The organism is Catenulispora sp. EB89 (genome assembly GCF_041261445.1).
In the GTDB taxonomy this organism is placed as follows: Bacteria; Actinomycetota; Actinomycetes; order Streptomycetales; family Catenulisporaceae; genus Catenulispora.
The window spans coordinates 29,734-50,319 of record NZ_JBGCCU010000025.1; the positions used below are offsets into that span (position 1 = coordinate 29,734).

General features: G+C 71.4%; 18 protein-coding genes. 10 read left to right on the plus strand and 8 right to left on the minus strand.

Features of this window, described 5'->3' with window-relative positions; translation table 11 throughout:
• The first annotated feature begins 47 nt into the window (after positions 1 to 47).
• The 3 genes from mshB to ABH920_RS38340 all read left to right on the plus strand — a co-directional run bounded on the left by mshB (position 48) and on the right by ABH920_RS38340 (position 5,711).
• On the plus strand, positions 48 to 1,019 hold the full coding sequence (mshB, locus tag ABH920_RS38330; RefSeq protein WP_370354198.1) for an N-acetyl-1-D-myo-inositol-2-amino-2-deoxy-alpha-D-glucopyranoside deacetylase: 972 nt from the start codon (positions 48 to 50) through the stop codon (positions 1,017 to 1,019).
• Positions 1,019 to 1,591, plus strand: coding sequence for a hypothetical protein (locus ABH920_RS38335; protein WP_370354199.1), 573 nt, complete (start codon positions 1,019 to 1,021; stop codon positions 1,589 to 1,591). The genes mshB and ABH920_RS38335 overlap by 1 nt, the downstream gene beginning before the upstream one ends.
• A 286-nt stretch (positions 1,592 to 1,877) precedes the next feature.
• Positions 1,878 to 5,711, plus strand: a complete 3,834-nt coding sequence (locus tag ABH920_RS38340; protein WP_370354200.1) for a VanW family protein — start codon at positions 1,878 to 1,880, stop codon at positions 5,709 to 5,711.
• Positions 5,712 to 5,751: 40 nt separating this feature from the next.
• Here the strand turns inward: ABH920_RS38340 and ABH920_RS38345 are convergent, their stop codons facing one another.
• A complete protein-coding gene (locus tag ABH920_RS38345; RefSeq protein WP_370354201.1) occupies positions 5,752 to 6,657 on the minus strand; it encodes a LysR family transcriptional regulator in 906 nt (301 codons plus the stop codon).
• A gap of 61 nt (positions 6,658 to 6,718) precedes the next feature.
• Between ABH920_RS38345 and ABH920_RS38350 the strand changes: the two genes are divergently transcribed.
• The gene (locus ABH920_RS38350) at positions 6,719 to 7,069 is read left to right on the plus strand and encodes a DoxX family protein (RefSeq protein WP_370354202.1); all 351 of its coding nucleotides are present in this window, start codon (positions 6,719 to 6,721) and stop codon (positions 7,067 to 7,069) included.
• Positions 7,070 to 7,479: 410 nt separating this feature from the next.
• A complete protein-coding gene (locus ABH920_RS38355) occupies positions 7,480 to 8,574 on the plus strand; it encodes a glycosyltransferase (RefSeq protein ID WP_370354203.1) in 1,095 nt (364 codons plus the stop codon).
• A gap of 95 nt (positions 8,575 to 8,669) precedes the next feature.
• Here the strand turns inward: ABH920_RS38355 and ABH920_RS38360 are convergent, their stop codons facing one another.
• Positions 8,670 to 9,056, minus strand: a complete 387-nt coding sequence (locus tag ABH920_RS38360) for a hypothetical protein (protein WP_370354204.1) — start codon at positions 9,054 to 9,056, stop codon at positions 8,670 to 8,672.
• A 460-nt stretch (positions 9,057 to 9,516) separates the two neighbouring features.
• Here ABH920_RS38360 and ABH920_RS38365 point away from each other — a divergent pair, with 460 nt between their 5' ends.
• From ABH920_RS38365 to ABH920_RS38380, 4 genes are all read left to right on the plus strand, one after another.
• A complete protein-coding gene (locus ABH920_RS38365) occupies positions 9,517 to 10,482 on the plus strand; it encodes an ABC transporter ATP-binding protein (RefSeq protein ID WP_370354205.1) in 966 nt (321 codons plus the stop codon).
• On the plus strand, positions 10,479 to 11,201 hold the full coding sequence (locus ABH920_RS38370) for an ABC transporter permease (RefSeq protein WP_370354206.1): 723 nt from the start codon (positions 10,479 to 10,481) through the stop codon (positions 11,199 to 11,201). The genes ABH920_RS38365 and ABH920_RS38370 overlap by 4 nt, the downstream gene beginning before the upstream one ends.
• Positions 11,202 to 11,306: 105 nt before the next feature.
• On the plus strand, positions 11,307 to 12,629 hold the full coding sequence (locus ABH920_RS38375; protein WP_370354334.1) for a sensor histidine kinase: 1,323 nt from the start codon (positions 11,307 to 11,309) through the stop codon (positions 12,627 to 12,629).
• Between the two features lie 340 nt (positions 12,630 to 12,969).
• Positions 12,970 to 13,596: a response regulator gene (locus ABH920_RS38380; RefSeq protein WP_370354207.1), complete on the plus strand. Its 627-nt coding sequence runs from the start codon at positions 12,970 to 12,972 to the stop codon at positions 13,594 to 13,596.
• A gap of 45 nt (positions 13,597 to 13,641) precedes the next feature.
• Here the strand turns inward: ABH920_RS38380 and ABH920_RS38385 are convergent, their stop codons facing one another.
• The 3 genes from ABH920_RS38385 to ABH920_RS38395 form a co-directional block, all read right to left on the minus strand.
• On the minus strand, positions 13,642 to 14,487 hold the full coding sequence (locus ABH920_RS38385) for a hypothetical protein (RefSeq protein WP_370354208.1): 846 nt from the start codon (positions 14,485 to 14,487) through the stop codon (positions 13,642 to 13,644).
• An 11-nt stretch (positions 14,488 to 14,498) separates the two neighbouring features.
• A complete protein-coding gene (locus ABH920_RS38390) occupies positions 14,499 to 14,999 on the minus strand; it encodes a SigE family RNA polymerase sigma factor (RefSeq protein WP_370354209.1) in 501 nt (166 codons plus the stop codon).
• An 85-nt stretch (positions 15,000 to 15,084) separates the two neighbouring features.
• Positions 15,085 to 16,584: an MFS transporter gene (locus ABH920_RS38395; RefSeq protein ID WP_370354210.1), complete on the minus strand. Its 1,500-nt coding sequence runs from the start codon at positions 16,582 to 16,584 to the stop codon at positions 15,085 to 15,087.
• 104 nt (positions 16,585 to 16,688) lie between these two features.
• On the opposite strand from ABH920_RS38395, the gene ABH920_RS38400 reads away from it, so the two are divergent.
• Entirely contained in the window at positions 16,689 to 17,375 is a 687-nt protein-coding gene (locus ABH920_RS38400) for a TetR/AcrR family transcriptional regulator (protein ID WP_370354212.1), read from the plus strand.
• A gap of 83 nt (positions 17,376 to 17,458) precedes the next feature.
• Here ABH920_RS38400 and ABH920_RS38405 read toward each other — a convergent pair whose 3' ends face one another.
• The 3 genes from ABH920_RS38405 to sdhA form a co-directional block, all read right to left on the minus strand.
• Positions 17,459 to 17,899: an SSI family serine proteinase inhibitor gene (locus ABH920_RS38405; RefSeq protein WP_370354213.1), complete on the minus strand. Its 441-nt coding sequence runs from the start codon at positions 17,897 to 17,899 to the stop codon at positions 17,459 to 17,461.
• Between the two features lie 146 nt (positions 17,900 to 18,045).
• Entirely contained in the window at positions 18,046 to 18,819 is a 774-nt protein-coding gene (locus ABH920_RS38410) for a succinate dehydrogenase iron-sulfur subunit (protein ID WP_370354214.1), read from the minus strand.
• On the minus strand, positions 18,819 to 20,582 hold the full coding sequence (sdhA, locus tag ABH920_RS38415; RefSeq protein ID WP_370354215.1) for a succinate dehydrogenase flavoprotein subunit: 1,764 nt from the start codon (positions 20,580 to 20,582) through the stop codon (positions 18,819 to 18,821). Before sdhA ends, ABH920_RS38410 begins: the two co-directional genes overlap by 1 nt.
• Positions 20,583 to 20,586 lie beyond the last annotated feature (4 nt).

Genomic DNA, 20,586 nt, shown 5'->3' on the forward strand with positions numbered 1-20,586 from the left:
CCGGGCTGTTCCCCGAGCGGCGGGGAAGGTATGCGTACCCTTGCCCTATGACCGCGAACACGACCGCGCAGCCGGCGGGCGCCACGCCCTCCCCGAGCCCCACGGCCGCCCGGCGTCTGCTGCTCGTCCACGCCCATCCGGACGACGAGGTGATCGGCACCGGCGCCACCATGGCCGGCTACGCCGCCGAGGGCGTGCACGTCACGCTGGTCACCTGCACCGCCGGCGAGGAGGGCGAGATCCTGGTGCCGGAGCTGGAGCACCTGGCCGCCGACCGCGAGGACCGGCTGGCCGACGTGCGGGTGGTGGAGCTGGCGAACGCGATGACCGCGCTCGGCGTGGCCGACCACCGGTTCCTCGGCGGCGTGGGCCGCTACCGGGACTCCGGGATGATGGGGACGCCGGCCAACGACAAGCCGTACACGTTCTGGCACGCCGACCTCGACGAGGCCGCCGGACACCTGGTGAAGGTGGTCCGCGAGATCCGGCCGCAGGTCCTGGTCACCTACGACGAGAACGGCGGCTACGGCCACCCGGACCACATCCAGGCCCACCGCGTCGCGATGCGCGCCGCCGAGCTGGCCGCTGACCCGGACTTCGCCCCCGAGCTCGGCGCGGCCTGGGAGATCACGAAGATTTACTGGACCGCGCTGCCGAAGTCGTCCCTGGCCGAGGGGATCCGCCTGCTGAAGGAAGCCGGGGACACCAGCGGTTTCCTGGCCGTGGACTCGGTGGACGATCTGCCCTTCGGCACCGACGACGCGTTGGTGACCACCGGCATCGACGGCAGCGCCTACATGGAGAACAAGCGCGAGGGCATGCGCGCCTACCCCACGCAGATCTCGATGAAGGAGGGCTTCTTCGCGCTCTCCAACGCGATCGGCATGAACTTCATGGCCCACGAGTTCTACCAGCTGGTGAAGGGCGTCGCCGAGCGCTCCGACAGCGAGTTGGAGAAGGACCTGTTCGCCGGCCTCGGGATCGCGGACGGGGCCGCTGCCGGGGCCTCCCAGGACTGATGGACGTTTCGGGCGCAGCGGAGGTCGGCGTGTCGGTGGTCGTGGTGCTGGCCGGTCTGGTCGGCCTGATCGGGTTGGTCGGGGCCGCGTGGCTGGGCACGGAGTCCCCGCGCGGGCGCGCGCTGGTGCTCTCCGGGCTCGGCGGGGCCGGGGCCGTGGTCGGGCTGATCGGCGCGATGATCCAGGGCTACACGGTGCGCGTCGGTGGTTCCGGCCCGCGCCTGCTGGACGCCGGGGACCCGACCTCCGCGTCCCAGGGCGGCTCCGGCGGCTTCGCCTTCCCGCTCGGCTCGCTCATCGGCCTGGTGCTGCTCACCGCGCTGCTGGTGGTCGGCGGGGCGCTGCTGCGCGCCCCGCGCGCCGTCGGGATCCCGGTCGCCGGCTGGCTGCTGGTCGTCGCGGTGCTCATGTTCGGGGTCGGCAACAGCGGCACCGTGATCCTGGCGAACACCTCCTCGGCGCAGATCTTCGTGTACGGCGGCCTTGTCATCGCCTTCGGCATCGCGGTGCTGGTGTACCAGTGGCAGCTGACCGACCGGCTCGCCGCGAAGGCCGCGGGTCGCTCGCGCTGAGCCGCTGAGCGCGCTTCTTGTCGCAAAACCGTCAGATCCGGCTTTTCCGGGACCGGACTCGAGGCGGAATCCTCCTCGCTCGATCGAGTGAAGCCTCGCCGGATTCCGGCGGGTCAGCGCCGCACGGCCGTGGCAATGTCACCCGTACGCCCCTGTGACCACCGCTGATCACAGTACTGTGATCGGAGCAACACTCTCGGTGGCCGGTGGCGCGCTGCTAGATGGCACAGCTAGTAGGCCCTGCCCGATGGCCCTGCGCGACCGACCTTGACAGAGGCGACCGATTTTGAACGACGAGTTTCCCCGACGCCAGGCAGACGACGTTGATCCGGACCGGCAGCCCGACTTCGGGTTCGGCGGCGCGCCGCTGTTCCGCGACGAGGTCCCGCCGCCGCCGGCCGAGCCCGCGTTCGGGACCGAGCCCGCGTTCCGGCCCGAGCCCGCGTTCGGGGCCGGCCCGGCCTCGGTCCCCGGTCCCGGTGCGACCGGGTTCCACGACGCCTCGCTGTTCCGCGACGGCGCCGAGCCGGCCGCCGAGCAGGCGCGCGGTCTCGACTACGGCGGCGGTGGCGACTACGGCACCGGGATCATGGCCGGTTTCGGCGGCGGTGCCGACACGCTGAGCAGTTCCGGCGGTTTCCCGGCGCAGCGCTTCGCGGGCCCCGGCGACGCGGCCGACACGGCCGGCCCGGGGGCGTTCTCGCACGCCGGCCCGAACGCCTTCAGCGGCGGTGCGGCGGCGAGCGGTGGCGCGGCTCCCGGCGGCGCCGGCGGCGGGGAACCGGAGTGGGGCCCGAGCGAGGGCCCGCTGCGCGTGGTGCCCGCCGACCAGGCCAGCGCGCTGCTGCGCATCAAGCTGCCGGACGCCCCGCCGGTCCCGTCGACCACGCTGCGCGGCGACGCCGCGATCGAGGAGGTCGTCGAGGCCTCGCAGATGCTGCACCGGGTGAGCCCGGCCAAGGCGACCGCGCTGCCCGGCGACGTGCTGGCGCTCACCACCGCGACGATGGTGGTGCCGATGCCGGGTGCCGCGTTCGGCGGGGTGCGGGCCGTGCCGCGCTCGGCGCGGCTCACCGCGTCGGTGCCGCCGGACCTGGCCAGCCGGGCCGAGGCGGACCTGCTGTCGGACACCGTCGAGCAGTTCTTCGGGGACTTCGACGCCATCGGGCGCGAGTTGGAAGCGCAGCGTGCGAGCGGCGCTCAGGCGGCTGCGGCCGCGGCGGCGGCGGCCGTACAGCCTCCGGCCTCGATCGTGCCCGCGCAGGGCGGGGGAGCGGCCGGAGCCGCGGCGTCGCAGTCCGCGCCGCTGCCGGGCCAGTACGCCCCCAGCGGGCCGCCCGCGGGCCGCTACGGCGTGCCGACGCAGTTCCCCGGCTACGACGCGGCGCGCCGCAGCCCGGTCGGTATGCGCTATCTCGGCGGCATCTTCCACGACTCGTCCGGCGAGTCCTCGTTCTACGACCCGTCGACCGAGTCGCTGGTCCCGATGGGCGCCGCGGCCATCTCGGCGTCGGACTTCCGGCGGACCGCGCCGGCGGTCACCCGGCCGGTCCCGCCGCCGCGCACCGGCCCGCAGCCGCCCCGGCCGCCCGCGCCGGTGTCCGCGCCGCGTGCGGCCGGGGCGGCTGCGGCTGCCTCGGCGCCTGCGGCGCAGGCCGCGTCGACAGCACCCGCGCCGCGAAGCGCTTCCGCGCCGCCGCGCACCGGCACCGTGCCCGGTCCGACGCGCGGCGGCCACACCGGCTACACCCAGTACGCCGACGGCGCCGACGACACCAAGGTGCTGTCGAAGGAGCACTGGTCCGACCACCACCCGGACCACCACCGCTCCCGGCGTGCCCGGCGCCGTGGCCGGGTGGCGCTGGTGTCCGCGCTGTCCGTGACCCTCGCGTGCGGCGTGCTGTACGGCGCTGCGCTCGCCTTCGAGGGCCAGGTGCCCAAGGGCACGGTCGTGGACGGCGTCGCCATCGGCGGCATGACCCGCACCGCCGCTGAGGCCAAGCTCTCCGCGGCTCTCGGCCCGACGCTGAACGCACCGCTGCGCCTGACCGCCGACGGCACCACGTTCCAGCTCGCGCCGGACCAGTCCGGGCTGCACATCGACTACGCCGGCACGGTCGCCGCCGCCGCCTCGGGCCGCACCGACCCGACGGTCGCCATCCCGGCGCTCGCCGGCAGCGGCCGCGAGGTCCCCTTACAGGTGAGCGTCGACCGCAGCGCGCTGAAGACCGCGCTGACCAATCTCACGGCCGGCTTCGACAAGCCGATGGTGGACGGCAGCGTGGTCTTCCCCGGCGGCGTCCCGACGCCGATCGCCCCGCGTCCGGGCCGGCAGATCGACGTCGACGCGGCGGTCGACGCGGTGGTCTCAGCCTTCGACAACGGTGTGTCCTCGGTGCACCTGGCAGCCCTGGCGCGTGAGCGGTCCGGAGGCGGGACGCCCGCGGTTCCGCTGCCGACTGCTCCGGCGGCATATGCGATGGTGCCTGCGAAGACTGCGTTTTCGCCGACGCACCACACCGCCACGTCGCGGGTGAAGCAGTCCCCTGCTACTCCTTCCTCGCCCTCGTCCACGCCCTCCGCGCCGGTTTCCCCGAGTGCGACCGACGGAACGCCGACAGGTACGGCGCCGGTCGTCCCGATCCCCACGGCACCGATCCCCGCGGCACCGGCCCCGGCGACCCCGGCCCCGGCCACCGCCCCGGACGCGGCGCCCTTCACCGGCTTCCCCGCCCCGCCGGTCGCCCTGGCCGTCCACGACGTCCAGCCGACCGTCACCCCGGCCGCCGTCGCGCAGGCCATGCAGGACTTCGCGCGCCCCGCGATGTCCGGCTCGGTGGTGCTGGTCACCGGCAGCGTCCACACCGTCCTGAAGCCCGCGATCCTGGGCCGCCACCTGGCGATCGAGCCGGACGGCCACGGCGGCCTGACCCCGAAGCTCGACGGCGCCGGCATCCGGGCCGAGCTCGACCACGACGCGCTGGCCAAGCTGGAGCAGGCGCCGACCGACGCCTCGTTCACCGTCTCCGGCGGGCAGCCGGTCCTGGTCCCGGGCAAGAACGGCGTCGGCTACGCCCCCGAGGCGATCCAGAACGCGATCCTGCCGGTGCTGACGAAGGCCTCGTCGTCGCAGCGTATTGCGACCGTGCCGATCGGCCCGCTGCCGCCGGCCCTGACCACCGAGGCCGCGCAGGCGCTCGGCGTGCGCGACGTGATGGGCCTGTACACCGCGCCGTTCAGCGCCACCACGCAGCGCACGGCGAACGTCAAGCGCGCCGCCGACCTGGTGCGCGGCCAGATTCTGCAGCCGGGCCAGGTGTTCAGCCTGAACCAGATCCTCGGCGCGCGCACGGCGACGAACGGCTTCCTCCCCGCCGCCCAGTCCGGAACCTCCGCCTCCTCCGCCTCGGCGCAGGATGCCGGCGCGGGCTCCTCGCTGGTCGCCACTGCGCTGTACAACGCCGAATATCTGGCCGGGCTCAAGGATGTGGAGCACCACCCGCACGCGACCGTGACCGACCACTTCCCGCCCGGGATGGAGGCCGCGGTGGTGTACCCGGACGTGGATCTGAAGTTCCAGAACGATTCCAGCGCTCCTGTCTACCTCTGGACGAGCTCCACGGAGAACGCGGTGACCGTCGCAGTACTCGGACAGAAGGCGTACGACTCGGTCCAGACCGAGACCTCGCCGCACTACGCGCTGGTGCAGCCGAAGACCACGTACTCCTTGGCAGAGTCCTGCGTCGCCAGTGACGGCGTCCCGGGGTTCCAGGTCGACGTCACCCGCACCCTCACCAAGAACGGCCAGGACCCGATCCGCCAGGTGTTCCACAGCTCCTACGCCGCGCAGGACAAGGTGATCTGCGGCGCGCCCGGCAGCAGCGGCTCCTCGACGACGAACGGCGCCACGGTCGGCACCCCCACCGGAACGCCGACCGGCGGCGCCGCGTCCCCGCAGTCCTCCGCCCCCGCGACGCAGGGCGCCACCTCCAGCAGCCCGAACGCCCCCAGCCCGACCGGCGGCGCGGCGTCCGGGACGCCGACCGAAACCCCACCTTCGAGCGGTTCGGACGGCTCGCTCCTGGGCGGCCTGCTGGGGGCGCCGTCGTCGCGGCACTGACGGTATGTGGCGATGTGGCGCGCAGTTCTACTGAGGTTTCTCAATTCTTTGCGATCACATCGACGCAGCAGGCGACGAAGTCCTGGACCGCCGGATCGGCGTCCTCGCCGACCCGCCACGCGACCGCGACCGTGCTCGCGCTGATCCCGTCGACGGGCCGGAACACCAGGCCCGGCCGCTGGTAGAAGCGCGACACCGACTCCGGGGCGAGGGCCACGCCGTCGCCGTTGCCGATCGCGGCGAGCCATTCGTCGGGCTGGGTCACGACCGCGCCGATCCGGACCGGCGTGCCTCCGGGGCCCGTGACGTCGTCGCCGCCGAGCCAGTACTCGCGCCAGGCGCCAGTGCGTGCCGGCGCCGCGACGAACGCCTCGTCGCGCAGGTCGGCCGCGGCGATCCGGTCGCGTCCGGCCAGCCGGTGGCCGGCGGACAGGACCACGCAGCGCGGTTCGCTGAACAGCTCCCTGATACGCAGACCCGCGGTGTCCGGCACCGGAAGCCGCAGGATCGCGGCCTGCACCAGACCCTCGGCCAGTGCCGCGCTCGGATCGCCCCAGTCCGCCTGCCGCATGCGGATCTTCCATCCGGGACGCCGGCGGGCGAACTCGGCGACGATCTCCGGGGTGGCCTCGTTCGCCGCCGCTGCGAGGAAACCTATATGCAGTGTTTTCTCTGACATGCGAGCGGCTGCTTGGGTCTTGCGCATTGCAATATCCCACTCACTCAGCAGAGTTGGGACACGGGCCGCGAGCGCGCGCCCCGCCGCCGTGAGGGTCATTCCGGTGCGGGAGCGGACGAACAGTTTCACGTCCAGCTGCGCCTCCAGCTGCCGGATCTGCTTCGTCAGCGCAGGTTGGGACACGTACAGCCGCTGCGCGGCACGGGTCAGCGTGCCCTCCTCGGCGACGGCCGCGAAATAGCGCAGCAGCCGGGTGTCCACATCCATGCCACCAGGTTATAGAAGCAGGTATTGGCGCCGCATCCGGTGTCCTGTCGAGGCTGGAGGCATGACCATCGTGTATGTCCTCGTCCTCGCCCTGACCATCTTCGCCAACGCCTTCGAGGGGGTCGCGGGCCTGGTCGGGGCCGCTTTCATGAAGCAGAACGCCGAGCAGGTCGGCGTGCCGTTCTCCTGGCTCCCGATCCTCGGCCTGCTCAAGGGGGCCGGCGCCGTCGGCCTGCTGTTCGGCCTGGTCGGAGTGCGTGCGCTCGGGATCGCCGCGGCGATCGGGCTGGTGCTGTTCTTCGTCGGGGCGCTCATCGCGCACGTCCGTGCCCGGGTCTTCCACAACATCGCCTTCCCCGCCGCGTTCGAGGCGTTCGCGATTGCGTCGCTGGTGCTGCTGATCACCCACTGAAACGACCGGACTGTAACGGTTGACATGGGCCGAACATCGGACGGAGGTGACCAGTCGCCCGACGGTGCCGTTGTCAACATAAATGAGGGCTCTTAGGATCCGGCTATGGGGACGGCCGGCGGTGGATTCACAGCGGATTCCGGGGGGAACCGATGGCAGGGCGCGTTTCGCCGTGCGCACGCACGGCTCGGTGGGGGTCTTATCCGATATCGCCGCCCATCCTCGGATCAAACCTCTGATCTCGCCGCCGCCGCTGTGGCCGCCGCCGCCGTCCCCGTTCCCGGTTCGGGTGCCCGCCCCGGACCTCACCCCACGGCCCGTCCCCGCGCCGGCGCCCGCGACGGCGCAGGCCCGTCGGCGGCCGCCGCCTGCCCGCGTCCCGGCGCGCGGGGCAAGGAAGGCGGCCCCGTATGACCAAAATCCTGCACGTCATCACCGGCCTGGCCTCCGGCGGCGCCGAGCGCCAGCTGGCCACGCTGTTACAGCACCTGCCCGAGGAGTGCGAGGTGGCGTGCCTGACCGAGGGCGGCCGCGTCGGGGAGCGGATCCGGGCCGACGGGTTCCGGGTCCACGACCTGCGCATGCCGTCCAACCGCGACATGGCGTCGCTGATGCACCTGGTGAAGCTGGTCCGCGACGGCGGCTTCGACATCGTGCACACCCACCTGTACCGGGCCCACCTGTACGGCCGGCTGGCCGCGCGGATGGCCGGGGTGCGCGCCATCGTCGCCACCGAGCACTCGTTGGGCAGGGAGCTCATCGAGGGGAAACCGAAGGACCGGCTCGGCGTCCGGGCCATGTACCGGGCCTCCGAGCGCATGGGCCGGGTGACGATAGCGGTCTCGCAGGCCGTCGCGGACTACCTGCGGGCCTGGCGGATCGAGCGGGTCGAGGTGATAGAGAACGGTATCGACATCCGCGAGTTCCGCTTCGATCCGAACGCGCGCACCCTGGTGCGCAAGATCCTGGGCATCGACGCCGGCGCCTTCGTGATCGGCGGTGTCGGCCGACTCGACCCGGACAAGCACTTCGAGGTGCTGATCGAGGCGGCCGGCCGGATCGACGGCGCGATCGCGCTGATCGTCGGGGCCGGCCCGGACCGCGCGCGGCTGCAACGGCTGGCGCACGAGATGATGCCCGGCCGCGTGCACTTCACCGGGGACGTCGGCGGCGGGATGCTGGAGATCAAGGACCTGCTGTCGGCGATGGACGTGTTCGCCTCGCCCTCGCCGTCGGAGACCTTCGGGCTGGCCCCGCTGGAGGCCGTGGCGTGCGGGCTGCCCGCGGTCTACTCCGACTCCCCGGCCCTGGACGGGCTGTCGGGTCTGGGAGACCGCGCCGCCCGGGTGCCGTCCCGGCCCGACGCGTTCGTCGCCGCGCTGCGGGAGGCGGCGGACCTGACGCCCGTGGACCGCTCGGCGCCGCCCGGCGCGCTGGAACGGTACGCGGTCGCCGAGCAGGCCGCGCATGTCAGTGAGTTGTACCGATCGGTGCTGGCCGGATAGCCCTGCCCGGCGCCCGGTGCCGGTCTCGGTGCCGATCGTCCCGGGCGCCCGGTGCGGTTCTCAGTGAGGTGATCTCAGCAGGCGATTCGGCCGTGTCAACGGATGATGCAAACCTCCGGCATGGGCAGTCCCCAATCACCCAGTTCAGTAGTGAGGACTCGGCGGGCCAGGTGACGGACTCGACTCCAGCCTGCATCGGTGGACAGCGCTTCCAGCGTCCACCGATCAGCGTTGTCCGGGCCACTCATCTCCTCGAAGACCGCGTCGATTTCCTGCAGGTCAGACATGGCGCTAGGACTGAACTGTCCTGCCGCGACCAGATACTCGGCCATGCCGAACGCGTGATCGAAGTCCAAGGCGATTTCGTCCGCCCCGACGCCGTACTTCTCCAGCCAGGCTACTTGGCTCGAAGCGTCAGCCGCTGTCACGATCAGCGCCTCGATCAGTAGGCGCCGGCCGTACGAAGGACCGGGAGTCTCCACGCCACGATCGTCTCACGTGCCCATCTCCGCCAACCACGCCCAGCATCCATCGGAGCAGGTTGTGCGACTGCCTGAACGCCGTGGGGACCTCAGAGATCCGCGACCCGACCGGGATCTTCTTTTCTGCCAGGCTCGCTGTGCCCCGCGCCATGATCTGGTTCGTCGCCGGACTGCTACGAGAGAACCGGCACACGCTCGGGACCCGGCGGAACACCCGCATCCTCACCTGTTTCCGCCCTCGTCCTCACGCAGTTCGAGCACAAGATGATCTGGCGATAGTCGCTGAGATCACCTCAGTGCGGTTCTCAGCGCGTTTCTCACCCCTGGGGCCATGACAGCTGTCATGCCGTTTTCACGAGCTTCCGCAATGGTTGCGGCCCTGGTCACGGTGGTGTCATGGATGTCGAACGGGGAGACGTGAGACCCGCACACACCACTGAGGACACTGGGGACGACTGACATGCCACGAGACGCTCGAAGCCCGGACGGGGCGGTAGTCGAGTTCGAGAACGTGAGCAAGACCTTCCACTCGCCCAAGGGGCCGGTGCACGCCGTCAACCACCTGACGATGGCGTTGCGGCCCGGCCAGACCATCGCCTTCCTCGGCCCGAACGGCGCCGGGAAGTCCACCTCGCTGAACATGCTGCTCGGGCTGAGCCGGCCCGACTCCGGCCGGGTGGCGCTGTTCGGCGGCACCGCCGCCGACGCCATCAAGCACGGCATGGTCGGGGCGATGCTGCAGTCCGGCGGGCTGATGAGCGACGTGACGGTGCGCGAGCAGGTCGGGTTGTGGGCGAAGCTGCACCCGCGGCCGATCCCGGTCGCCGAGGCGCTGAAGCGGGCGAACATCGCCGACCTGGCCGACCGCCGGGTGGACAAGCTGTCCGGCGGGCAGCAGCAGCGCGTGCAGTTCGCGATGGCGATCATCGGCGACAGCCCGCTGATCGTCCTGGACGAGCCCACGACCGGGATGGACGTGGAGAACCGCCAGGCGTTCTGGGCGACCATGCGGGAGCGCGCCTACGAGGGCAAGACGGTGCTGTTCGCCACGCACTACCTGGAAGAGGCGGACCAGTTCGCCGAGCGCGTCATCGTCATCAACAAGGGCCGGCTGCTCGCCGACGGCTCGGCGGCCGAGATCAAGGCCAGCGCGGGCGCCAAGCGGCTGTCGTTCCGGCTGCCCGGCGTGCCGGACGCGGTGCTGCACCGGCTGCCGAACCTGGTGCACGTGGAGCGGCAGTCGGACATCGTGCGGCTGCAGTCCTCCGACTCCGACGCGACGCTGTACGCGCTGCTGGACGCCGGATACCGGCCGGCCGAGATCGAGATCCAGGCGCTGGGCCTGGAGCAGGCATTCCTGGCGATCACCGCCGAGGACAACTCCGTCGGGGACACCGACACCGCGACTCTGGAGGCGGCGCGATGAGTGCCACGCTGACGCTCACCAAGCTGGACGTGATGCGGGTGATCCGCAACGGCCGCTACCTGATCTTCGCGATCGCGATGCCGGCGGCGCTGTACCTGATCGTCGGCAAGCAGAGCACGCAGGCCGACGGGGTCGACTTCAAGGCCTACTACATGCTGGCGATGGCCACGTACGGCGCGTTCGCCGGGGCCCTGATGAACAACTCCATCCGGATCGCCACCGAGCGCAAGTCCGGCTGGACCCGGCAGCTGCGGCTGACGCCGCTGCCGGGCTGGGGGTACGTCTTCGCCAAGGTGGTCACCTCGCTGGCCACGACCATCCCGTCGGTGCTGGTGGTGTTCGGGATCGGCGCGTTCCTGAACCATGTGGAGATGCCGGCCTGGAAGTGGGTCGTGAACGCCCTGGTGCTGTGGATCGCCTCGATGACCTTCGTCTCGCTGGCGGTGGCGATCGGCTACCGGTTCGACCCGGAGACCGCGCAGCCGGCCGTGATGCTGGTGTTCTTCCCGATGGCGATCCTGGGCGGCCTGTGGTTCCCGCTCGGCGGCACGCTTGAGAAGATCGGCAAGTGGTTCCCGACGTACCAGGCGCACAAACTGGGCACGGACATCATCAGCAGCGGGAAGGTCTCGGCGACCTCGGTCGCGGTGGTGCTCGGGTGGGGCGTGCTCTTCGCCCTGCTGGCCGTGGTCTCGTACCGGTCGGCGAAGGAGCAGTGATGTGACCGGCGGGGTCCCCGGTGCCGGTCGGCTGGTTCCGTCCGCCGACACCGGGGCCCGCCGGGTTGCGGAGGGAACCCGTGGGCGAGGCACGATACGGAGGTGATGGACGTGGGGAACGAGCGGTCGGCCGAGGGGCCGTCGGCGACGGCCGAGGAGGGGATGGCCGGCGCCGCGGAAAGGGCCGGCCGTTCGGCCTACGCGGACCCGCCTCTGATGCTGAAGGCGCCGCGGGTCGGACAGCCGGGCCGGTTCAAGTGGCTGTTCGCCGCGGTCTGGCTGTTCTACCTGGTCGACCCGGTGGCGAAGGTGAGCCGGTCGGACCACTCGCCGGGCTTCAAGTGGCTGATCTACGGCCTGGTCACGGTCTTCGTGCTGGTCTACGCCTGGCTGGCGTACTCGGTGTACCCGAAGTCGGGCCCGATCGGGGTGGTCAACGAGGCCCCGAGAGCGGTGGTCCCGACATTGGCGATCATGGCGGCGCTGGCCTTCGTGACCAGCGTCTGGGTCGACTCGGACCTGGCCGGCATGTGGGTGTACGTCGGAGCCGGCGCGGGCCTGGGCCTGACGATGCGCGACGGCACCGCGGCCCGCGGCGTGTTCGCGGCGCTGGGACTGATGACCGTCTGCGTCCTGCTCAGCGCCGACCTCCGCTCGGTCTCCACCTGGCTGACCCTGGCGTTCCCGATCTTCTTCGCCGGCATGTCCACCCTGGGCATCCGCCAGATGGCCGCCCTGATCGGCGAACTCCGCGAGGCCCGCAACCAGGTCGCGCACCTGGCGGCGAACGAGGAACGACTCCGCCTCGCGCGCGACCTGCACGACCTGACCGGCCACTCGCTGGCGACCATCACCCTGAAGGCGGAACTGGCCCAGCGCATGCTGGCCAAAGCCCGCGACGCGGCACCGGAGGGCCCGACCCCGCGCCTCGACGCGGCGCTGACCGAGGTCGGCGAGATCGAGCAGGTCTCCCGCCAGACCCTGACCGACATCCGCCAGGCGGTGAGCGGCTACCGCCGCGCGACACTGGCAGTGGAGGTGGCCTCGGCACACCTGGCCCTCGACGCGGCCGGAATCAAGCTCGACGCCTCCCCCGACGTCGCCGCCGCAACGGAAGAATTCGACGCGCGGAGCGAATCCGCGCTGGCCTGGTGCCTCCGCGAGGCGGTGACGAACGCCATCCGCCACAGCGCCGCGGAGCACGTGCACATCACGCTGGTACGCAGCGGCGACGAGATGGTGCTCACGGTGCGCAACGACGGCCGCGGCCTGGCAGCGACGGTCGGCGACACCGACAGCTGCGGCGGCCACGGGCTGACCGGCCTGCGCGAGCGGCTGGACGAGGTCGGGGGACGGCTGTCGGTGGGCGGGAACGACGGGGACTTTCGGTTGGTGGCGGCGGCTCCGGTGAAGGGGGTTGCGGGGTAGGGCGGGGTGTGGGGCTTGGTGCCGGCGGTGCGGCTGGATGGTGGCTGGCGCGGCCGGGCATGTGCGGATAGGGCTGCGCGGCGGCTGAGTGATTGCCGGGCGAACCTGGCGCGGCGGCCCGATGCTGGTCGGACAAGGGTGGCGGTCGGGCTGGATGGTGGCTGGCGCGGCCGGGTGCGGTTTTGGGCAGGGGCAGGAATGTGCGGATGAACTACACAGCAGCTGGGTGATGGCGGGCATGGCTGTTCGCGGCGGGATGCGGTTGTGTGCGGCGCGCGAGCCTGCGCTGCGGCCGACTTCCCCACCGCCCCGCCCGAATCGTTCCCGGTAGGTTGGCCCCATGACCACCGCGCCCGCCGACGTCGTCCGCCTCCTGCTCGCTGAGGACCAGGCCATGGTGCGCGGCGCCCTGGCGACGCTGCTCAATCTCGAGGACGATCTGGAGGTCGTCGCGGAGGTGGGGCGCGGCGATGAGGTGCTGGCGGCGGCGAAGGCCGCGGATGTGCGGGTCGCGCTGTTGGACATCGAGATGCCGGGGATGTCCGGGCTTGATGCCGCCGACGCGTTGCACCGGGCGCTGCCGGATGTGCGCATCATCATCCTGACCACGTTCGGGCGGCCGGGGTTCCTGCGGCGCGCGATGGAGTCCGGGGCTTCGGCGTTCCTGGTGAAGGACGCGCCGGTGGCCGAGTTGGTCGCGGCGATCCGGAAGGTGCTGCGCGGGGAGCGGGTCATCGACCCGGATCTGGCCGCCGCCGCGCTCGCCGCCGGGGAGAATCCGCTGACGCCGCGTGAGCGCGACGTGCTCGCGGCCTCCGCCGACGGCTCGACCATCGCCGACATCGCGCGGCGGCTGCACCTGTCGGAGGGCACGGTGCGCAACTACCTGTCGGCCTGCATCCAGAAGACCGCCGCCCGGAACCGCACCGAGGCGGTCCAGGCGGCGCAGCAGCGCGGCTGGTTGTGAGCGGCCGGCGGTGATTCGGGTTTTTCGGGCCCGGGGTTCTGGGGTTTACGGGACCTGTTTGAACGCGGCCACCAAGGCCGCGCCGAGCTTCTCGTTCAGGCCGATCGTCCGGAGTTCCTGGGGATCAGGGAGTTTCGAGAGGTCCTTGTTGTCGGCCCGGAACCCGAAGTTGTAGTGGGTGCTGGTGAGGTCGCGGATGGTGAAGACCGTGTCGAACTCTCCGTCCCAGGTGGGCGCGCTTGCCCGGGAGGACTGCCACTGGGCGGCGAGTCCGAGGAACCGGGCGTCGCCGCACTGGATCGGCTTGTCGCAGTCCCAGTCTGCCTTGAAAGGGTTCTGGCCGACGTCGACCTGCAGGTTGTAGGCCCGGCCCGACGGCTCGACGACATCGAGCATGATGCCGAACACGCTCTCGGGCACCGGCCCGACCGCCGGGTTGCCGACGTAGGCCTTGGCGTACTTCAGTGTGCTGCCGGCGGGCAGTGCCGCCTCGAAGGCCTTCACAGCGGCCTGCGCCGCCGGCCGGTCGTCCTCGAGCGGCGAACCCATGATTTCGGGCAGCGGCTTGGACGGCATCAGGTTCGTGGGCGCCGTCGAGGTCTGCGTCGTGGTCGCCGGGCCCGGGGCGGTGGCGGGACCCGCGTGCCCCACCACGAGTACCGCCGTGACCACCGCGGCCGTGGTCACGCCGACCCCGCCGGCCGCCAGCGCCCGGCGATGCGTCCGCCTGCGCCGTCCCAGGGCCCGGGCGCGATGGTGGAGGTCGACCAGGACCGGCACCTCCTCCGGCGCCGCCGCCGCGAGCCAGTGCTCGATGTCCTCCGCTCCGTAGTGCTCCTGCTCGTGTTCCTGCTCTCGTTCCCGTTGGTGTTCCTGTCCGTGGTCGTGCATGCCCGGCCTCCTCACGAGGTGAGATCCAGCGCCTGGTCCCCGAGGACCGAGCGCAATTGCTGGAGACCACGGTTGGCGTGCGACTTCACCGAACCGTCGGAGATGCCGAGGGCCGCGGCCGTCTCGGCGATGCTGCGGTCCTCCCAGTACCGCAGCACCAGAACGGCGCGATAGCGCGGGGAGACTTCGGCGAGCGCGGCCAACAGAGTCAGGCGGACGTCGCTGGTGGTGCCGACGCCGGCGATGTCCGGAACGGCCGCGCTCAGGATCTCCCGCTTCCGGCGCCGCCGGTAGGTGTCGACGAAGGTCCGGAACAGCATCCGGTGCACATAGGCGTCGATCTGCTCCACGCGCTGAATCCGGCTCCAGCCCACATACACCTTCGCCAGCGCGTTCTGCGTCAGGTCCTCGGCCAGATGCCAGTCCCCGCACAACAGATACGCGGTGCGCAGCAGCCGTTGCTGCCGTGCGAGGACGAACTCGTCAAACTCCCGCTCGCGCTCTTCCCGCATCCGCCGCTCCCTCCGTGGTCACCCCACTGACGAAGCGGCGGATGCAGGGGGTTGCGTCACGCGCCGAGCGGCTTGGGCGCGCACCCTACATGTGGACGGCCTTCGGCGCGTCGGCCGCGAGCGCCGCCGGATCCGGCTTGCCGGTGTTCATCAGCAGCGCCACGACCACCGCCCCGCCCAGCACGATCGCCGCCGCCACCCCCGAGGCGGTTGTGAAGCCGTGCACCACGGCGTCGTTCACCAGCGTCGGCGAGGGCTTGTGCGACTTCAGGTACGAGCTGGTGGCGCTGGCCGCGACCGTGTTGGACAGCGCGATCCCGACCGAGGCCAGCACCTGCTGCGAGGTGTTGACGGTCGCCGAGGCGACGCCGGCGTCCTCGGGGCGCACGTTGTGCGTCGCGTAGTTCATCGCCGGCGCCATCACCAGGCCGAGGCCCAGGCCCACCAGCACCTCCACCGGCAGCACGCCGGCCGCGTAGCCGGTGTCCGGCTTGACCGCGGTCATCAGCGCCAGGCCGCCGGCCGCGATCAGCATGCCGGGGACCATCAGCAGCCGCGGCGCGACCTTCGGCACCAGCCGGCTGCCGAGCAGTACCGCCGAGACCATGATGGCCGCGGTCATCGGCAGGAACGCGACGCCGGTCATGACCGCCGAGTACTTCTTCACGTCCTGCATGTAGTACGTCAGGAAGAGGAAGAGCGCGAACATGCCCACGGCCGCCGTGCCGACCGCGAGGTAGGCGCCGCCGCGGGTGCGGGACAGCAGCACGCGCAGCGGGAGCAGCGGCGCGGCCACCCGCGACTCCACCACCAGGAAGCCGACCAGCAGCACGGCGCCGCCGATCAGGCAGCCCAGGACCGTGCCGGAGCCCCAGCCGTCGGTCGAGGCCTGGCCGAGCCCGTAGACCACCGCGACCAGCCCGCCGACCACGAGCACGACGCCGGGCAGGTCGAGCTTCATGCGGCCCTCGGCGCGCGACTCCCGGATCTCCCGCAGGCCGCCGAACAGGGCGATCGCGGCGATCGGGATGTTGACGTAGAGGCAGTAGCGCCAGTTCAGGTACTCGGTCAGCAGGCCGCCGAGCAGCAGCCCGATCGCGTTGCCGCCGACCGCGACCGCGCCGAACAGGCCGAACGCCTTCGCGCGCTCCAGCGGCTCGGTGAACGTCGTGGCCAGCAGCGACAGCGCGGCCGGGGCGAGCAGCGCGCCGAACGCGCCTTGCAGGCAGCGCGCGATGAGCAGCACGGCGAAGTCCGGCGCCACGCCGCCGAGCGCGGAGGCCAGCGCGAAGCCGGTCAGGCCGATCAGCAGCGCGCGCTTGCGGCCGGTGTAGTCGGCGACGCGGCCGCCGAGCAGCAGCAGGCTGCCGAAGGCGAGGGTGTAGCCGGTGATCAGCCACTGCCGGCTGCCGTCGGAGAAACCGAGGGAGCGCTGGGCCGAGGGGAGCGCGATGTTCATGATGGTGCCGTCCAGGACGACCATCAGCTGGGCCACGGCTATGAAGATCAGGGCTTTCCATCGCCGGGGGTCCTTCTCGGGCACGGCGGCCCGCGCCCCGGACGCGGTCTGGATGGTGTCGGTCATCGGGAACCCCCCACTAAACGGAGCATTTTCATCCACTATCGCGTCGAGGATAGCAGAAGTGGAGGATTTTCATCCGTTCCGCTCGGGACGCTACAGTGCGCGCCATGCGAGCCGATGCCGAGGACAACCGCCGCGCCCTGCTGGACGCGGCGCGCGAGATCTACGTCGAGGAGGGCACGTCGGTCGCGCTCGACAAGATCGCCAAGCGCGCCGGCGTCGGCATCGGGACTCTGTACCGGCGCTTCTCGGACCGGGACGCGCTGCTGCGCGGCGTGCTCGTCGACCTCTTCGAAGGCATGTCGGCGGCGGCCCGCCGGGCGCAGGCCGAGGCCCAGGCCGCCCCCGCCGGCCCGCCGGCCTGGGAGGCGCTGGTCCGCGCGGTGGCGGGTCTGGGCCTGGGGCCGACGCTGCCGGTGATCTTCCGCGAACGCTTCGACCTGATCGACGACCCGGCGGTCTCCGCCGCGATGCGCGAGGCGATCGACGCCGTCGAGGGCGTGTACCTGCGGGCCCAGGAGGCCGGGCAGCTGCGCGCGGACATCAGCTTCCTGGAGGTCCAGATGCTGGCCGGGATGCTGTCGCAGAGCGGTCCCAGCCGGCCGCCGATGACCGATCCGGAGACGCTGACCGACCGGCTCGTGGGCATCCTGCTCGACGGTCTGCGCGCCGGGGCGGGCAACCACGCGTTGCCGGGCGAGCCGACGGTTTTCAGCCCTCTGAACCCCGACGACCGCGCCGCCGTGGAGCGGGCGATCGCCGAGGAGAAGCAGCGGCGGGAGCTGGGGAGTTAGCCGCTGCTCGCCGGCGAGAACTACCGGCGAGAACTACTAGGCACTCCTCTCAGCCCTGCCTGCCTCAGCCTGCCTGTGTCAGCTCAGAACGCGAACACATCCCCGGTCGCCCTGGCCAGCCATCCGCCATTCGTGTACTTGTGCCCCCAAGCCACCCGCGCGCCCTCCCACGTCCCGGCCGCCCTGACCTCCACCGGCGCCACGACCGCCGGCGCCAGCCACGTCGGATGCACCGACAGCGCGTCGAGGTTCCCGTGCACCGCCGCCAGCTCCTCGCACGCCGAGGTCGCGTCCTTCAGCCCGCCGAGGCCGTGGACCACCGGCGCCGCGCCGTCGCTCGCCGTGGACGTACACAGCAAGTACGTGACCTGCGTCTGCCCGCTCGTGGCGTCCACGCGCTTGAGGTGCAGACCGCCGAGCACGTGGACTCGGAAGCCGTCAGACGCCTGGGCGGCCCCGGCCCCGGTGGTGAGCGCCGCCGCGGAGAGCAGCGCGGTGACGGTGACGGCTGCGAAGCGGCGCATCGTCGATCCCTTCGTCAGAGGTGCCGCCGGCCCCGGATCGGCCGGCGGACAGCACCTCCCAGCGTCCCGCGAACCGCCCTCGCAAAAGCGGAAGACCCGCCGAATTCACTCTCGGCGGGTCTTCGTGGCGCAATGGACCAAACGGATCAAATAACCCTGCGGGTGATCAGCGCCCGCTTCACCTCGGCGATGGCCTGCGTGATCTGGATCCCGCGCGGGCACGCCTCGGTGCAGTTGAACGTGGTCCGGCAGCGCCACACGCCCTCGCGGTCGTTCAGGATCTCCAGGCGCTCGTTCGCCCCGTCGTCGCGGGAGTCGAAGATGAACCGGTGCGCGTTGACGATCGCCGCCGGGCCGAAGTACTGCCCGTCGGCCCAGAACACCGGGCACGACGTGGTGCACGCCGCGCACAGGATGCACTTGGTGGTGTCGTCGAAGCGGTCGCGGTCCTTCTGCGACTGGATCCGCTCGCGGGTGGGCTCGTTGCCGTGCGCGATCAGGAACGGCTTGACGTCGCGGTAGGCCTGGAAGAACGGCTCCATGTCGACCACGAGGTCCTTCAGCACCGGCAGGCCCTGGATCGGCTCGACGGTGATCGGCTTGCTCGGGTTCAGGTCCTTCACCAGGGCCTTGCACGCCAGCCGGTTCTTGCCGTTGATCCGCATCGCGTCCGAGCCGCAGACGCCGTGCGCGCAGGAGCGCCGGAACGTCAGTGAGCCGTCCTGCTCCCACTTGATCTTGTGCAGCGAGTCCAGGATGCGTGCCGTCGGGTCCGCCGTGACCTGGTAGTCGACCCAGTGCGGGGCGGCGTCGACTTCGGGGTTGTAGCGCCGGATGCGGACCGTGATGGTCATCATCGCGATGCCGGCCTTGCCGGAGGCCGACGTCTCGACGTGCTCTTGCACAGTAGCGGTGCTCATCAGTACTTACGCTCCGTCGGCTGGTAGCGGGTCACGATGACGGGCTTGTAGTCCAGGCGGATCTTGTATCCACCCTCGCCGTCCTTCTCCCGGTAGGCCATCGTGTGCTTCTGCCAGTTCACGTCGTCCCGCGTCGGGTAGTCCTCGCGGGCCTGCGCGCCGCGCGACTCGGTCCGGTTGCGGGCGCCGAGCACCAGGATCTCGGCCAGGTCCAGCAGGAAGCCCAGCTCCACGGCCTCCAGCAGGTCGGTGTTGAACCGCTTGCCCTTGTCCTGGACGGCGACGTCCCGGTACCGGCGCTGCAGCTCCTTGACGTCCTTCTCGGCCTGCGCCAGCGTCTCGTCGTTGCGGTACACGCCGGCGTTCTGGTCCATGGTCGTCTGCAGCTCGGACCGGATCTGCGCGACGCGCTCGTGGCCGGTGGAGGTGCGCAGGCCCTCGACCATCGACACCACGGCCTGCTCCGGCTCGGCCGGCAGCGGCTTGAGCTCGGCGCCGACCGTGTACTCCGCGGCGTTGATGCCGGCGCGGCGGCCGAAGACGTTGATGTCCAGCAGCGAGTTGGTGCCCAGGCGGTTCGAGCCGTGGACCGACACGCACGCCACCTCGCCGGCCGCGTACATGCCCTTCACGACGGTGTCGTTGTCGGACAGCACCTCGCCGGAGACGTTGGTCGGCACGCCGCCCATCGCGTAGTGCGCGGTCGGGTACACCGGCACCAGCTCCGTCGTCGGCTCCACGCCGAGGTAGGTGCGGGCGAACTCGGTGATGTCCGGCAGCTTCTCCTCGATCTGCTCGGCCGGCAGGTGCGTCAGGTCCAGGTAGACGTAGTCCTTGTTGGGCCCGGCGCCGCGGCCGTCGCGGACCTCCAGCACCATGGAGCGCGCGACGATGTCGCGGGGCGCCAGGTCCTTGATGGTCGGGGCGTAGCGCTCCATGAAGCGCTCGCCGTCGGCGTTGCGCAGGATGCCGCCCTCGCCGCGGGCGCCCTCGGTGAGCAGGATGCCCAGGCCCGCCAGGCCTGTCGGGTGGAACTGGTAGAACTCCATGTCCTCCAGCGGCAGCCCGCGGCGCCACACGATGCCCATGCCGTCGCCGGTCAGGGTGTGCGCGTTCGAGGTGGTCTTGAAGACCTTGCCGAAGCCGCCGGTGGCCAGGATGACGGCCTTGCCGCGGAAGATGTGGATCTCGCCGGTGGCCAGCTCCAGCGCCACGACGCCGGCGGCGTACTTGGTGCCGTCCGGGTCCTCGTGCAGCAGCAGGTCCAGGACGTAGAACTCGTTGTAGAACTCGACTTCCTGCTTGACGCAGTTCTGGTACAGAGTCTGCAGGATCATGTGGCCGGTGCGGTCGGCGGCGAAGCAGGACCGGTGCACCGGCGCCTTGCCGTGCTCCTTGGTGTGCCCGCCGAAGCGCCGCTGGTCGATCTTGCCCTCGGGGGTCCGGGAGAAGGGCAGGCCCATCTTCTCCAGGTCCAGGACGGCGTCGATCGCCTCCTTGCACATGATCTCGGCGGCGTCCTGGTCGACCAGGTAGTCGCCGCCCTTCACGGTGTCATAGGTGTGCCACTCCCAGTTGTCGTCCTCGACGTTGGCCAGCGCGGCGCACATGCCGCCCTGCGCCGCGCCGGTGTGGGAGCGGGTCGGGTAAAGCTTCGTCAGCACCGCCGTGCGGCTGCGCTTGGAGGCCTCCAGGGCCGCGCGCATGCCCGCGCCGCCGGCGCCGACGATGATGGTGTCGTAAGTGTGGATCTGAGGTGCCATGCGC

Excerpts from the sequence above, each read along its gene's own strand:
- ABH920_RS38375 (WP_370354334.1), top strand. The coding sequence starts at position 11,307 with ATGGACGTGGGGAACGAGCGGTCGGCCGAGGGGCCGTCGGCGACGGCC.
- ABH920_RS38400 (WP_370354212.1), top strand. The coding sequence starts at position 16,689 with ATGCGAGCCGATGCCGAGGACAACCGCCGCGCCCTGCTGGACGCGGCG.
- mshB (WP_370354198.1), top strand. The coding sequence starts at position 48 with ATGACCGCGAACACGACCGCGCAGCCGGCGGGCGCCACGCCCTCCCCG.
- ABH920_RS38355 (WP_370354203.1), top strand. The coding sequence starts at position 7,480 with ATGACCAAAATCCTGCACGTCATCACCGGCCTGGCCTCCGGCGGCGCC.
- ABH920_RS38405 (WP_370354213.1), bottom strand. The coding sequence starts at position 17,899 with ATGCGCCGCTTCGCAGCCGTCACCGTCACCGCGCTGCTCTCCGCGGCG.
- ABH920_RS38390 (WP_370354209.1), bottom strand. The coding sequence starts at position 14,999 with ATGCGGGAAGAGCGCGAGCGGGAGTTTGACGAGTTCGTCCTCGCACGG.
- ABH920_RS38380 (WP_370354207.1), top strand. The coding sequence starts at position 12,970 with ATGACCACCGCGCCCGCCGACGTCGTCCGCCTCCTGCTCGCTGAGGAC.
- ABH920_RS38370 (WP_370354206.1), top strand. The coding sequence starts at position 10,479 with ATGAGTGCCACGCTGACGCTCACCAAGCTGGACGTGATGCGGGTGATC.
- ABH920_RS38385 (WP_370354208.1), bottom strand. The coding sequence starts at position 14,487 with ATGCACGACCACGGACAGGAACACCAACGGGAACGAGAGCAGGAACAC.
- sdhA (WP_370354215.1), bottom strand. The coding sequence starts at position 20,582 with ATGGCACCTCAGATCCACACTTACGACACCATCATCGTCGGCGCCGGC.
- ABH920_RS38335 (WP_370354199.1), top strand. The coding sequence starts at position 1,019 with ATGGACGTTTCGGGCGCAGCGGAGGTCGGCGTGTCGGTGGTCGTGGTG.
- ABH920_RS38350 (WP_370354202.1), top strand. The coding sequence starts at position 6,719 with ATGACCATCGTGTATGTCCTCGTCCTCGCCCTGACCATCTTCGCCAAC.
- ABH920_RS38410 (WP_370354214.1), bottom strand. The coding sequence starts at position 18,819 with ATGAGCACCGCTACTGTGCAAGAGCACGTCGAGACGTCGGCCTCCGGC.
- ABH920_RS38365 (WP_370354205.1), top strand. The coding sequence starts at position 9,517 with ATGCCACGAGACGCTCGAAGCCCGGACGGGGCGGTAGTCGAGTTCGAG.
- ABH920_RS38395 (WP_370354210.1), bottom strand. The coding sequence starts at position 16,584 with ATGACCGACACCATCCAGACCGCGTCCGGGGCGCGGGCCGCCGTGCCC.
- ABH920_RS38345 (WP_370354201.1), bottom strand. The coding sequence starts at position 6,657 with ATGGATGTGGACACCCGGCTGCTGCGCTATTTCGCGGCCGTCGCCGAG.